10 protein-coding genes are annotated in these 13,450 nt (G+C 70.9%); 1 reads left to right on the top strand and 9 read right to left on the bottom strand.

Annotated elements, in window-relative coordinates; all coding sequences use genetic code 11:
• Positions 1–38 precede the first annotated feature (38 nt).
• Both CFN78_RS10180 and CFN78_RS10175 read right to left on the bottom strand, forming a co-directional pair.
• Entirely contained in the window at positions 39–1,709 is a 1,671-nt protein-coding gene (locus tag CFN78_RS10180; RefSeq protein WP_338065522.1) for a hypothetical protein, read from the bottom strand.
• 145 nt (positions 1,710–1,854) lie between these two features.
• Complete coding sequence (locus tag CFN78_RS10175; RefSeq protein ID WP_094862452.1) at positions 1,855–3,954, bottom strand: DUF6541 family protein; 2,100 nt, start codon at positions 3,952–3,954, stop codon at positions 1,855–1,857.
• Positions 3,955–4,210: 256 nt separating this feature from the next.
• Between CFN78_RS10175 and CFN78_RS10170 the strand changes: the two genes are divergently transcribed.
• Entirely contained in the window at positions 4,211–6,250 is a 2,040-nt protein-coding gene (locus tag CFN78_RS10170) for a DUF6541 family protein (protein WP_094862451.1), read from the top strand.
• A 168-nt stretch (positions 6,251–6,418) separates the two neighbouring features.
• Here CFN78_RS10170 and CFN78_RS10165 read toward each other — a convergent pair whose 3' ends face one another.
• The 7 genes from CFN78_RS10165 to CFN78_RS10135 form a co-directional block, all read right to left on the bottom strand.
• Complete coding sequence (locus CFN78_RS10165) at positions 6,419–7,369, bottom strand: lysylphosphatidylglycerol synthase transmembrane domain-containing protein (protein ID WP_240519391.1); 951 nt, start codon at positions 7,367–7,369, stop codon at positions 6,419–6,421.
• Positions 7,370–7,552: 183 nt separating this feature from the next.
• A complete protein-coding gene (locus CFN78_RS10160; RefSeq protein WP_094862448.1) occupies positions 7,553–8,815 on the bottom strand; it encodes an acyl-CoA reductase in 1,263 nt (420 codons plus the stop codon).
• The gene (locus CFN78_RS10155; protein ID WP_094862446.1) at positions 8,812–9,870 is read right to left on the bottom strand and encodes a LuxE/PaaK family acyltransferase; all 1,059 of its coding nucleotides are present in this window, start codon (positions 9,868–9,870) and stop codon (positions 8,812–8,814) included. Before CFN78_RS10155 ends, CFN78_RS10160 begins: the two co-directional genes overlap by 4 nt.
• A gap of 73 nt (positions 9,871–9,943) precedes the next feature.
• Positions 9,944–11,359, bottom strand: coding sequence for an AMP-binding protein (locus CFN78_RS10150; protein ID WP_094862445.1), 1,416 nt, complete (start codon positions 11,357–11,359; stop codon positions 9,944–9,946).
• Positions 11,359–12,141 carry an SDR family NAD(P)-dependent oxidoreductase gene (locus CFN78_RS10145; RefSeq protein WP_094862444.1) on the bottom strand — a complete coding sequence of 261 codons (783 nt, stop codon included), beginning with the start codon at positions 12,139–12,141 and terminating at the stop codon, positions 11,359–11,361. Before CFN78_RS10145 ends, CFN78_RS10150 begins: the two co-directional genes overlap by 1 nt.
• Positions 12,138–12,380 (bottom strand): acyl carrier protein, encoded by a 243-nt coding sequence (locus CFN78_RS10140; RefSeq protein WP_094862442.1) that lies wholly within the window; start codon positions 12,378–12,380, stop codon positions 12,138–12,140. The genes CFN78_RS10145 and CFN78_RS10140 overlap by 4 nt, the downstream gene beginning before the upstream one ends.
• Before the next feature lie 79 nt (positions 12,381–12,459).
• Positions 12,460–13,224 carry an acyl-ACP--UDP-N-acetylglucosamine O-acyltransferase family protein gene (locus CFN78_RS10135; RefSeq protein ID WP_094862691.1) on the bottom strand — a complete coding sequence of 255 codons (765 nt, stop codon included), beginning with the start codon at positions 13,222–13,224 and terminating at the stop codon, positions 12,460–12,462.
• Between the last annotated feature and the right edge of the window lie 226 nt (positions 13,225–13,450).

Raw genomic sequence — 13,450 nt, 5'->3', positions numbered from 1 at the left:
CATGCCCTTGTGCGGTGCGGGTTCTCCCCGTCTCGGAGTCAGTCGCAGGGCACGTGTTCGAACCGCGGGTCGGCGGTGAGTTCCTCGATGAGCTCCGGTGCCTGGCCGTCGCGCAGGTACAGCGTCACCCAGTCCTCGCCGCCGTCCCGCCCCGCACGGCGGAAGGGAGCCGGTGCGTAGTCGTCCGCGTACGCCGTGCCGATACCGCACTGCTGCCGGTCCGCGAAACCGTTGCCGGTGGTGACCGCGACGGAGGGCCGCCGGACGTCCACCACGTACTCGTAGTCGTTGGCGATGTGGCCGATGGGGCCGCTGTCCTCGTCCCGCCTGCCCTCGCGGGCGATGTGCTCGTCGGTGAGCCCCAGCACGTCGACGACGATCAGCCCGGTTCCCGCCCGGTACGACAGCACCCCGTTGGCGTAGGTGCTGAACACCGTTCCGGGCGGAAGGGTCGCCCCGAGCCAGGAGCCGATCTCCCCCATCTCCGCGATCTGCTCGCTCCACTCCCGCATCGACGGCAGCATCCTGGGCGTCATCGTGGACACCAGCAGGGAGACGCCGCACAGCGCCAGCGCGACGGCCGGGGCGATCCGGCGTCGGACGTTCCCGCGCGGCACGGGCACCGGTACCGGATCGGTCAGCACCCCGTACGCCGCGAGGACGGCGACCGCGATCAGCGGCGGCACCGGCGCGAGCAGCCGCCAGGCCGGCATCCAGTCGCCGCCCGCGTAGGTGATGAAGGCCAGGTAGCCGCCCGCGATGGCCAGCAGCAGCCAGGCGAACGCTCCCGCCTGCCTGGTCTCCTCGGCCACCCTTCGCCGCGAGAGCACGATGACGGCGACCACCCCGGCAAGCAGGAACCCAAGGTGCGCAAGGGAAAAACCCGCCAGGTAGTCCCAGCCCTGGCCGAGTTGCCAGCCCAGCGAACCGCCCGACTTGGCCGCGACCGCGTTCGGCAGCAGGTGCCCGTAGTAGGTGACCCGCCAGGCCGTCCACGGCACGGCGAGCACCAGCCCGCCCAGCAGGTAGCCGATCAGCGCCCACCAGTCGGTCCGCTTCCGGACGGCCGCGACTACCAGGAACGCCGCGACGATCAGCGCCACCACCGCGCCGTCCGGACGGGTCATCGTGGCGAGGGCGACCAGCACCCCGGCCACCACGGTCCGCCCGCAGGCGACGGCGTAGCAGGTGGCGAGCACCAGCAGCAGGAACAGCGGCGTCTCCAGCCCGGACGGCCCGTAGGCGGCCAGCCCGCTCGCGCCTGCCGTCAGCACGGCGGCGAGCACCCCCAGCACCGGCCGGGGTGGCCGCCCGGCACCTGCGAGCCGCACGATCCGGTTGACCAGCAGGTACGCCAGCAGCACACAGCCGAGCGTGCAGATCACGCCCAGTACGGCGGCCCCGGCGACGAGGCCCCGGCCGAACACCGCCTGCGGAACGGCCACCAGCACCGTCCACAGAAAGTTCGAATACCCCTCGACGCGCTCGCCCGGATTGAACACCGGCCCGTTTCCCTCGGCGAGGTTCAGCGAATAGCGGAAGGAGATGTAGGCGTCCTCGACGACCGTGCCGAACATGATCTGGTGCAGCAGGGAGAGAACGAGCGCACCACCCAGCGCCGCCAGCCGCCACGCTCTGCTGTCGTTGCACCGCGACCATCCGGCCAGCACGAACACGGTCAGCACCAGCCAGACGAGCACCACGGCCACAGTCAACTGGTCCCCGCCCTCGCCGATGGCACAGCTCCATCCAACCGGATCACGCGCGGATATCGGTGCCGGTTGCCCGGCGTTTCCGCGATTACCCGGCGCCGTTCTCTCGTCCGGGTAATTCGCCGCATCGCCCGTGCCCTGCTCAGGAGGACATGTTCTCCAGCGCGCCGCGGTCCAGTTCGTAGACGGTGACGCTGCCGGAACGGAAACCGACGGAGATGCCGGGCAGCCCGTCGACCCGTTCCAGGCCCGGCGCGACGGTGAACGTCGGCTCGCCGAGCCAGTTGTCCGGGGCACCGGGACCCGCACCCATCGTCGGCGCCTGGGAGTCGACGTAGACGTACCGGATGTTCAGGTCGAGGATGGTCCGGCGGATCTGCGGGTCCCGCGGGTAGTCGTCGAACTTCTCCAGCAGCGCGTAGGTGTACGGGGCCTGGATCGCGCCGAGGGTCACCACGTTCACCACCGGCACGTCCTCCTCGGTGTAGGCGTAGGTGGACCCGTCGTTGGCGCTGTTCATCACCCGCTCGCCGGGCTGGACACGCCCGGCGAGCCATTCGCTCGCCTTGCGGTCGTCCTCGCCGACGCGGACGAACTCGGGCTTGGCGTACCGCTGGGCGACGATCTCGGCGTTGCGGTGCTCGTAGGCGAGGCCGGGCGAGGCGACGTAGCCGACCGCGATCAGCACGATCAGCCCGGCGGTGACCGGGCCGCGCTGCCGCAGTACCCGCGCGAACGCGGGCAGCTTCGGCGGCGAGGCGACCAGCCGGGCGATCCCGGCCGCGACGAACACGATCGCGATCGCCGCCATCAGCGGGACGAACACGGACACGTGCGCCTGTACGCGGACGTAGGACTTGTAGAAGAACGAGCCGATGGTGGAGCCGAAACCGGACCCGGGGCTGATCTTGAAGTCGATGCTCACCAGCAGCCAGAAGCCCCACATCGCCAGCGCCGCCCAGCCCTTGCGGGTGAGCAGGACGGCCACCGCTCCGGCCAGCGCGAGCAGCCCGGCCGCGGCCTGGGCGAACACCTGCTTGCTGTCGTAGTACCCGCCGTAGGTGAGCATCAGGTTGGTGCCGACGGCGTCGCCGAGCGCGGCGGGCGGGATGTCCGGCAGCCAGCTCCCCGTCCGCCCTGCCTGCCCCAGCGAGCCCAGCACCTGCGCCGCGGCGGCGACCGCGGCGACGGCGGCGGCGCCGAGGAGCACCGGCCACTGCGAGCGCAGCATCGCCCTGCCCTGCCTGGTGAACGCCTCGGCCAGCCAGAACACGACCACGCTGGCGCCGACCGTCGCGACGACGCTGGGGTGCACCGAGAAGATCCCGGCCAGCCCGAGGCCGAGGATCGCTGCCCGCAGCCACTGCGAACGTCCCAGCGTGACGATTCCGGCGATGATGCCGGGCGTCAGGCTCATCGCGACGGCGTTGGGGGCGATGCCGCCGTCGTGCAGCAGGTTGACGCCGGGGCGGTAGAGCCCGGCGGCGACGATGGCGGCGATCCCGCCCGCGAGCGCGATCCACTCGGCACGCAGGCCAATCCGGCGCAGCACGGCGGCGGTCAGCGCGGCGCAGCCCAGCACGAACACCGGGCCGACCATCAGCGCGTTGACGATGTTGAACCCGGCGATCGGCCCGCCTGCGAGGTCACCGGTCAGCGCGGCGGTCAGCGGCAGGCCGGAGGGGTAGAAGGAGACGGGTTCGCCGGTGATCATGTCCAGCGGCAGGAGCTGCCAGGGCGCGCCCTCGCCGGTGTGCGAGATGAAGCCGACCAGCACCGTGTGGATGATCGTGTCGTGTTCCTGCGGGTAGGTCTCCCAGCCGCCCAGCCCCGAGCGCCACGGCTGGAACGCCAGCACGATCGCGACCAGGCAGAACGCGAGCGCGCCGAGCTTCGCCAGCAGCGCGAACCGCGGCGAGAGCGCGGGCAGGAACGCCGGGCCCGCACCGTCTGCGGGTTCGGTGGCGGCCGGGGTGCCCGCCCAGTGCCGGCGCCACCTGGCGAGGCCGAAGACGATCGCCGCCAGCACGACCGTGACCACGACGACCAGCAGCGGCGAGTACGAGACGCCCGGGATCGCCGAGGTGACCCCCGCGACGACGAAGACACCGACGCTGGCCGGCGCCGTCATCGCCGCCAGCCACAGCTTGTCCCGCACGCCCGCGGCGAGCTGCAGCAGGAGGCCGGGCACGACCAGTACCAGGAGACCGACGAGCGGCACTGCGATATCGGACGCGGTCATCGAACTCCCAAACTCCTGCTACGAGGTCGCCTGCAGACTATCGACGCCCCGGCACGGCCTCCCCCGCGGTGCGACCGGACACCGATGACGCCGGCGATCCGCGACAACCCCCGGCCGCCCTGCGACGTGTACCGGATCGAGAAGTTGATCGACGCCGGAGTGGCCCACCACGTTCCGACCTGGTTCGGGGTGCCGGGCTACCCTCCTGCCGGTTCCCGATCCGGGCGCCGGACCCGACGACGTGACGGTGGTGCGAGTGCCAACGACGACCAGCCCGGCCTTCGACGCCGCGGCGATCGCCATCTACGCGCTCGTGCTGCTCGTGCCCGGGGTCCTCGTCGGCTACGCGGCGGGACTGCGCGGCTGGATCCTGGCGGCGATGGCGCCGCTGCTGACCTACGCCGTCGGCGGGCTGACGGGTCCATGGCTGCACGCGCTGGGCATCCCGTTCGGCATCGGCAGCTTCCTGCTGGCACTCGTCCTGTTCGTCGCGGTCGCCGCGGGCGTGCGGTGGCTGTCCCGTCGCGGCAGGTGGGCCCGGCCCGAGGAACCGCACGTTCCGTGGGCGCGGACCGGTCACCTGGCCGTCCTCGGCTGCGTGGTCCTCGCCTCGGTGGTCGGCGGGTACGTGGTGCTGACCGGTCTGGTGCAGCTCGGCGCGATCTCGCAGGGCTTCGACGCCGTCTACCACGCGAACGGCATCCGCTACATCGCCGAGACCGGGGACGGCAGCGTCACCGGCATGGGCACCACGAACTGGTTCGACGCGGAGATCTTCTATCCGAACGCCTACCACCTCGTCGCCGCCGTCGACTACCAGATCGGCACCGCCTCGATCCCCGTCGTGCTGAACACCAACACGCTGCTGATCCCCGGGATGCTGGCGTTGTCGTTCGCCGGACTGGTGCGCCAGTTCCGCGGCCGGGCGGTGCTGGCGGGGGCGTCGGCGATCCTGGCGGTGGTACCCACCGCGGCGCTGTACGAGTCGATGGACCGCGGCCCGCTGCTGCCGTTCCTGGTCGGGCTGGCGCTGACGCCGCTGGGAGCCGTCGCCCTGCAGCGCTACCTCGCCCGTCCGGCACTGGACTCCGGGCTGGTGTTCGTGCTGGCGGCCGTCGGCCTGCTGACGGTGCACTCCTCGACCCTGTTCGCCGGGATCCTGTTCGCCCTGCCGATGCTCGCCCAGCGCTGGATCGTGGCGAGGGGGCACCGCCTGCGCACGATGGGGCGGGACGGTCTCGCGCTGCTCGCCGCGGCGGTGGCCAGCGTGCTGGTCGCCTGGTCGCAGCTCTTCGGGGCGCTCGGTCTCGCCGGTGGCGACATTCCGTACCTTGGCTGGGACAGCGAGGCCGGCCTGCCGGGGGCGATCGGCAACCTGCTCACCTTCCAGCACGCCGTGCCCACCCCGCAGCTCGCCACGATGGCGGCCCTGGTGCTGGGCATCGCCTTCGTCCGGCGGCTGGGCGCACTGCGCTGGGTGGCCGCGACGGCGGTGCTGTGCGGGACGCTCTACGTCGCCGTTGCCACCTCCGACTCGGCGTTCGTGATGGCCCTGTCCCGGCCGTGGTGGGACGATCCGTTCCGTTTCGTCGCGATGGCCACCGTGCCGCTGTGCCTGCTCGCGGCGCACGGCCTGGCGGAGTCGCAGGCGTGGGCCCGCGACCGGCTCGCCCTGGCCCGCCCGTTCGCGGGCGGACGGATCCCCCGGGCACCCGTCGCCGCGGCACTGGCCGTGGTCGTGCTCGGCGGGTACGCGGTGGCGAGCAACGGCCTGTACACGCGGACGAACGCCAAGACCGTGTACGACGGCTACCACGAGGGTCCCGGCACGGACGTCTACGGCATGGTGGTCAGCCCCGGCGAGGCGCAGGCGATGCTCGAACTGGGCAAGCGGGCGCAGCCGGGCGACTGGGCGATGAACGACCGTTACGACGGGACGGCGTGGACATACGCGATCGGTGGGGTGCGGACCGTCGCCGGGCACTTCGACGGTTCACTGGTGCCCTGGGACGCGGCCGTGCTCGGGGCCCGGTTCCGGGACTACGACTGGGATCCCGACGTGCAGGAGACGGTGGCCAGGCTGAACGTCCGGTGGGTGATCGTCGGGCGTGGCGGGCATCCGCTGGACTCGCTGCGGGAGACCGGCGTCCGTGACCTCGACGGCCTGCCGTTCATCGAACTGGTCTACCGCAACGACGACGCCTCGGTGTACCGCGTGGACCGCATCTTCGACCCCGGCACCGTGGTTCCCGCCGGCGCCCCGGCTCGGGCCTACGGGCCCCTCCCCGCCCCCTGACCACCGGCTGGGCCTCCCCGCTCGGGCAACCCCGCGCCACCACGACCCCGCGCCACCGAAGCGCAATTCGTCGACGTATTGCGATACCTCGTGCACAAGGGATCGCAATACGTCGACATATTGCGCTTCGTCAGACCGCAATACGTCGACGTATTGCGGTGGGGAGGGCTACTTCGCCGCGGGGGCCGGGGTGGGCGGGCCGTGGCGGAGGCGGGCCGTCACGGCGGCACCGCCGGCGGTGATCAGGTCGGCCACGGTGAACATGACCCGGGACGCGATCGCGATGGCGAGCGCCTGGCCCGCCTCGATCCCGGTCGCGGTGAGCACCAGCACCTGGACGCCCTCCCGGACCCCGGCGCCGCTGGGCAGGATGAACGCGAAGGTGCCCGCGTTCATCGCGATCGCCATCGCGCCGACGCAGATGATCAGTCCACCGAAGCCGGGCGCGCCGACGGAGTTGGCCAGCAACCACAGGTGCACGCCCTGCAGGCTCCACGCGCCGAGCGAGGAACCGAAGACCTTGCCCACCGTCTGCCAGGACAGCGGCTCCTGCAGGGGCTTGCGGCGCAGCAGCTTCAGCACCAGCGAGGTCCCCCAGGTGAGGACCCTGGGGTAGAGCGCGACCAGGCTGATCGGGATCAGCACGAGCAGCCAGGGCGCGTACCCGGAGTTGGCGAAGACCTGCCGCATCGCCAGCAGCGAGAGCACGAACGCGGCCGCGATCCCGACGCCGAGCTGGACGAGCGAGGCGGTGAAGATACGGGCACGGGCAAGCCCGGCCTTGCGCCCCAGCTCCATCTGCAGCAGGTAGCCCCAGACCGAGCCGGGGATGTACTTGCCGAGCGAACCGACCAGGTTGATCTGCGCGCCTCTGGCGTAGCCGATGGGCTTGCCGAGGTGGTCGACCATGACCTGCCAGCCGTAGACCGACACGGCGATACTGGCGACCAGCGCCAGCAGGCTGAGCAGCGAGGACTGCCAGGCGATGCCCTGCAGCGTCTCCCAGAACTGGTCCCAGTTGCGCGACAGTTCCCGGACGGCCAGCACCACGACCAGCACGATCGCCACCCAGCGGACGACGTCGAGGATCTTCGCCTTCGTCGTCTTCGGGGCCTTCACGGCAGGCGCGGCGGGTTCGTCGTCGACGACGTCCGCGCCGGCCTGCTCACTGGTCGGGGGCGCCGTCGTGGGCTCCTCGGAACCCACCGCGTCGTCGGGCGCCGCCGGCTCCCCCTGCGGGGTCGCGGCGCCTGTCTGCTCCGGGGTCTGTCTGGGGGCCACCTCGCGCACCATAGGGGATCGCTACGCCGTGACCGTCACCAGGCGGCTGAACTCGCCCAGCAGGTCGTAGCCGTCCCAGACGGCGGAGAAGGTCAACGCGGACCCGAACGGGACGATCCGGTCAACGCCCCGGCCGCCGAGTTCGTGCGCGAACTCGATGAGTTCCGCGCGGCTGAAGCCGAACTGGCTGACCGTCTGGTCCTTGCGGACGACCAGCGGCACCAGCTCGGACAGCGAGCGGACGCTGCCGTGCGCGAACGTCCCGGCGCCGAGCCATTCCCGCGGCATGTGGGCCGAGTCGACGAGGTCCAGGGTGGCGACGCCGTTGGTGTCCGCGCCCGCGCCGTCGAAGGAGATCTTGTTGATCAGCCCGTCGATCGCGGCGCCGTAGGCGGACACTCGCTTCTGCACGGCCATCGCCGGTTCGGTGACGTGCTGCTTCTCCCCCAGGACACCGGCGAGCAGGGTGCGCAGTTCCTTGCCCGCGGTCGCGGCGGCGTCGGCGTCACCGACCCAGAACACCGCCCGCGGCGAGGAACACGCCGCCTGGTCGAACCAGTACGAGTCGTTGTAGAAGCCCTCGGCGGCCTGCCTGCGCTCCTCCGGAGTCGCGGACTGCCAGCCCTGGACGGACGCGATCGCGAACGAGGAGCGGTCCGGGAAGGTCAGGTCGCGGGCGTGCGCGGCCAGCGGGTACTGGCGCAGCGCGTTGACCGAACCGTCGCCACCCCAGATGACCCGCAGATCGCAGGCCTTCGACAGGGCGCCGCTGATCGCGTCGCTGCGGTCGTAGGTGACCATGCGCTGGGTCCGGGTGATCGCCCGCGCGGTCGCTTCGTCCACATCGGACAGTGCGGCGTTCAGCGCTTCGAGCACCGTCTCGGCGGCACCCGCGCTGCGCGAGGAGACGCGCACGACGTTGTGGTTGCCCGCCAGCGCCGACAACGCCCAGGAGTACACGAAGATCGTGTCCACATTGGCCGGTGGCACGTGGAAGACGAGCCCGCGCGGGAAGCGGATCGTGCTGTCGTCGCCGTCGGCCAACGACGCGAGCGCCTTGTGGATCTCGCCCTTGCGCAGGAAGAAGCCGAGCGAGGCCAGCTCCGGGAAGCGCCGGGCCGTGGCCGGGGCCAGCAGCTTGCGGGCGAACTTGGTGAGGAACTCGATGACGCGCTCGTCACCGACCTTCAGCCTGCCGCCCTCGGGCTCGCCACGCAGTTCCCCGACCAGGGCGTCGGCCTCGATCGTCTCGTCCCGCAAGGGGAAACGCTGTGTCAGGCTCATGCCGCCGCTCCAGAGAACGTGTCCGAACATCCGCGCGCCTCGGCCTTGGGCAGCCTGCCCAGAACCGAGAAGTGCTTTCCTGGCCAGTCGCCGTCGTCGATTCCGTTGTACACGCCCAGATCCTCGGTGAGCAGCACGTGGCCGGGGTACGAACGCGGCAGCGTGCTGACGACCTCGATGACGCCTGGCTTGCCCACCGGCTGCTCCTGCCAGGTCTCCGGGTCGCGGATCACCACGTCGGCGAAATCGGGGCAGTACAGGGAATTGCCGGACGGTCCTTCCAGGAACACGGTGCCGATCTGCTCGATCATCCCGTAATAGTTGTAGATCTGGTGCAGCCCGGTGTCCTCTGTGAACCGGCGGCGGAACTCGGTGTTGTCCACGGCGCGGTCGATCAGCTTCTTCCAGCCGCCGGAGTGGATCAGGATTCCGTTGGACAGGTCCAGGTTGTTGTCGCGGGCCACCTCGTAGAGGTACTGCCACACCATGAACGTGAAGCCGAAGATCAGGAACGGCTCGTCGCCGTGCCGCTCAAGGAAGCCCTTCACGGCCTCGACGTCGGGCTTGTCGTTCTCGTCGAGCACGTAGACGTGCTTGCGGCCGAAGTTGGCCATGCCCAGCACACCCGCGCCGCGGGCGGAGAACGAACGGCGGTTCTTGATGATGCCGACGGTGTCGACCATCAGCATCGGCAGCCGCTTGCCGCCCAGCACGGTCTGCAGGGTCGCGCCGAGCTGGCTGGTCTGCGCGGCCGCGGCGGCCTTGTCCAGGTAGATCCGGGACGCGCCCGCGCCGGTGGTGCCCGAGGACGTCAGCGTCTTGAACACCTCGTCCTCGGTGACGCTCTTCAGGTCGTGCGTCTTGAACATGCGCACCGGCAGCCAGGGCAGCTCGGCGATGCTGCCGAACTCGGCGTCACGGGCGATGCCCAGCGAGGACAGGATCCGGTCGTAGCCGGCCGAGTGTTCCCGGTGGTGCGCGGTCAGCTCGGCGAGCTGCGGCAGCAGGTTCGCCTCGCGCTCGGCCTTGGACAGGCTGAACACGGTGTCGCTCATACAAACTCCCTGGTCACCGGTCGTGAGCCGGCGCGACCCCCGGAGGGGCCGCGACCGCTGACGGCCGCGCTGGTCATACCTCGGCCTCGAGGGTCCGGTAGTCGATCTTGCCGCTGGCGAGCAGCGGCACGGTGTCGATGGGCCGTACGTCGAACCCGCTGGTGTGCAGGTGCAGGCGCTCCGAGAGGGCACGCGAGGCCGCCTTGCAGACGTCCTTGCCGACCTTTTCGGCGAACAGCACCACCTTGTCCCCGGCGGCCACCGCCGCGACTACGTCGATCCCCACACCTGAGGAACGCACGGCCTGCTCCAGATCATCCAGGCTCACCCGGTTGCCGAAGACCTTGCCGATGCGCTTGAGCCTGCCGGTGATGAACAGGAAGCCGTCCTCGTCGAGATACCCGAGGTCGCCGGTGGCGAGGGTGCCGCCGAGGTCGTCACCGTGCGCCAGCTCGGCCTCGTTCTCCGCGTACCCCATCATCACGTTCGGGCCGCGGTAGACGATCTCACCGGTGATCTTCGGGTGGGTGGTCTCCTCGCCGTCGTCGCGGCGGACGGTGAACTCCCCGCCCGGCAGCGGCGGGCCCGCCGAGCCGAGCTTGGCGGTGAGGTGCTCGGCGGGCACGGTCGCCATCCGTGGTGCCGCCTCGGTCTGGCCGTACATCACGAACATCCGCCCGCCGACGGCCCGGATCTTGTCGTTGAACTCGGTGACCAGATCGTCGCGGAGCTTGCCGCCAGCCTGCGTCAGCGTGCGCAGGCTGGGGTACTTCTCCGGGGAGAACTTGAGCCGCCGCAACATCTCGTAGTGGTACGGCACTCCGGCCAGCGAGGTGCACTTGTGCGCCTCGACCGCGTCCCAGAAGCCGCGGCCGAGCACGCCGGAGGGTTCCACGACGACGGTGGCGCCGCGGATCAGGTGCGAGTTGAGCACCGAGAGCCCGTAGCTGTAGTGCAGCGGCAGGCTGGTCGGGGCCACCTCGTCGCCGTCGATGCCGAGCACCTCGGCGATCGCGCCCGCGTTGGTCAGCACCGCCGTGCGGGCGAGCCGGACCAGCTTCGGGTTGCCGGTCGACCCGCTGGTCGGCAGCAACACGGCCAGGTCGGGGTGCGGGGTGACGCCCTCGGCCGAGGTGCGCAGCCAGTCGCCGTCGCCGAGGGTGTAACCAGCCGGCGCCTCCCCCTCGGGAGCCGCCAGCACGGCCGCCGGGCGGAAGCGCCGCACCAGTTCGGCGAGCACGTCCGCGTCCAGCGCCGGGTCGATCAGCGCGATCGCCCTGCCCGCCTCGAACGCGCCGAGATACCGCACGACGCTGCGCAGGTCTACCGAGGTACGTGCGAAGAGCACGCCCGGCGGCAGGGCCCCGAGCGTCTCGGCCTCCGCCCGCACCGTCGTGGCGAGCTCGTCCCCAGCGAGGGTGTGCCCTCCCGCCACGTCGACGAGGCGGGCCCCGTCACCGAGCAGACCCGAACCGGCTGCCACAACCATCAGAGAACGAGACCTCCGTCGACGCCGAGGATCTGACCGGTGATGAACGACGACTCGTCGCTCGCCAGGAAGCGGATCGCCCTGGCCACTTCTTCCGGCTTGCCGAGGCGGCCGAGCGGAGTGTCGGTGGCCCGCTCGCCCAGCACCTCCTCGCCGAGGTGCTCGGTCATCGAGGTCTCGATGACGCCGGGAGCGACGCCGTTGACCCGGATGCCGTAGCGGCCGAGCTCCTTCGACGCGGACCGCGCGACGTTGCCGACCGCGGCCTTGGACGCGGCGTAGGCGACCTGGCCCGCACTGCCCCGCTCGCCGACGATGGACGCGAGCACCACGATGGATCCGGTCTTCTTGCGCATCATCGCGCGGGCCGCGGCCTGCACGGTGTGGATCGTGCCGGCGACGTTGGTGGACAGCATGCGGTCGACCAGGTCCTCGCTGACCATGCCGAGCAGCGCGTCCTCCAGCACCCCCGCGTTGGCCACGACGATGTCCAGCTTGCCGTGCTCCTTGGCCACCCCGCGGACGACGGTGGAGACCGCCTTCGCGTCGGTGACGTCCAGGCCGACGGCGGAGACGCTCGCACCCTCGACGCTGTCGACCCCGGCCGCGACCTCCTTGGCCTTCGCCTCGTCCCGGCCGGTGAGCACCACGGTCGCGCCCGCCTCGGCGAGCGCGCGGACGGTCTCCAGGCCGATGCCGCGGGTGCCGCCGGTGACCAGTGCGATCTTGCCGACGAGCGGGTACCCGATCGCCCCGCCGAGGATCCGGTCCGCGTCGGTCATTCGGCGGCCTGCAGACCGGCGACCATGTCCACGGCCACCTTGAAGCTGCTCATGTCGATCACCTGGTCGGTGTCGAACTGCACATCGAACTCGTCCTCGATGGCGGCGACGAGCGCCATGTGGCCGACGGAGTCCCACGCCTCGATGTCGCGGTACTTCAGGTTCTCGACGTCGGTGTCGCCGTCGAGGTCGAGGGCCTCGACGAAGACCTCGCGCAGCTTGCCAGCGATTTCCGCCATGTCAGTCCTTGTCTTCTCGCGTTGTTCTGCGTGCTCGTTGTTCCGCGCGCTCGTGCACCGGGGCGCGCGTGCCCGGTGGCTACAGCTCGGGACGGGCGTCCCAGGCCTTCACCAAGGTAGAGAGGTCCGCGGGCAGCCGGTCGACCAGCCCGTCGCCGGGCAGTCCGGCCTTGCCTTTCAGCCACGGCGACAGTGCCTCGATCGTCGCCTCGTCGAGGCCACGCCGGGACAGGCCCACCATGTTGACGCCGGACGCCCTGGCCGGGTTGCCGACGCTGATCGTGAACGCGCCCACTTCCCTGCGCACCGCGGAGCCCATGCCGACCATCGCACCGGGTCCGATCCTGGCCTTCTGGTGGACGACGGTGCTCATACCGAGATTCGCGCCGGACCAGACGTGGGTGTGCCCGCCGAGCAGCACGTTGCAGGCGAGCGTGACGGCGTCGTCCACCAGCACGTCATGGCCGATGTGGCTGCCACGCAACAGATAACTGTCGTCACCGAGGGTGGAGGTCCGCCAGGTGCCCTGCTGGATGCTGACGTACTCGCGGATCCGGTTGCGGCTGCCGATGCGCACCCCGTGACCGTCCGACTCCGGGTCGCCTGCCGGGGGGTGCTCCCAGGCGGCGGGGTGCGGCCCGCCGCGGTCCTCGCCGGGGGTGCCGATCGTGACGTGCGGTCCGATCCAGTTGCCGTCGCCGATGACGGCCGGGCCGAGGATCACCGCGTAGGGGCCGATGACGTTGCCCGTTCCGAGTTCGACCCCCTCGCCGATGACAGCGGTGGGGTGGACGCGGTTGGGCTCGGGAGAGGACACCGGATTCGACACAGACGGTCCGTTCATCGACGGGCGTACCAGGGCGACCTGACGCGGACCGACCAGCGGAAGCAACCGCCTCAGCCGACGCCGCCTGCCTGCGGTCGCCTTGGTATCCAAGGGCTATCTATGGGCACAGTATGGGCGGGCGCGCGCGCCCGGTAACGTGTGGTCCGCGTTTGGGGCAAGCCGACCGTACGAACCGGGAGCCCACTGTACCGGACGCACCGAAACTGCCTGCCAAGAGCGAATG

It is taken from the genome of Amycolatopsis antarctica, assembly GCF_002262875.1.
In the GTDB taxonomy this organism is placed as follows: domain Bacteria; phylum Actinomycetota; class Actinomycetes; order Mycobacteriales; family Pseudonocardiaceae; genus Amycolatopsis; species Amycolatopsis antarctica.
The sequence above is the reverse complement of the archived record's forward strand: the minus strand, read 5'-3'. Positions and strand labels throughout refer to the sequence as shown.

Coding starts and splice junctions, on each gene's coding strand:
- CFN78_RS10175 (WP_094862452.1), bottom strand. CDS start 3,954: ATGACCGCGTCCGATATCGCAGTGCCGCTCGTCGGTCTCCTGGTACTG.
- CFN78_RS10160 (WP_094862448.1), bottom strand. CDS start 8,815: ATGAGCCTGACACAGCGTTTCCCCTTGCGGGACGAGACGATCGAGGCC.
- CFN78_RS10155 (WP_094862446.1), bottom strand. CDS start 9,870: ATGAGCGACACCGTGTTCAGCCTGTCCAAGGCCGAGCGCGAGGCGAAC.
- CFN78_RS10150 (WP_094862445.1), bottom strand. CDS start 11,359: ATGGTTGTGGCAGCCGGTTCGGGTCTGCTCGGTGACGGGGCCCGCCTC.
- CFN78_RS10145 (WP_094862444.1), bottom strand. CDS start 12,141: ATGACCGACGCGGACCGGATCCTCGGCGGGGCGATCGGGTACCCGCTC.
- CFN78_RS10140 (WP_094862442.1), bottom strand. CDS start 12,380: ATGGCGGAAATCGCTGGCAAGCTGCGCGAGGTCTTCGTCGAGGCCCTC.
- CFN78_RS10135 (WP_094862691.1), bottom strand. CDS start 13,224: ATGAACGGACCGTCTGTGTCGAATCCGGTGTCCTCTCCCGAGCCCAAC.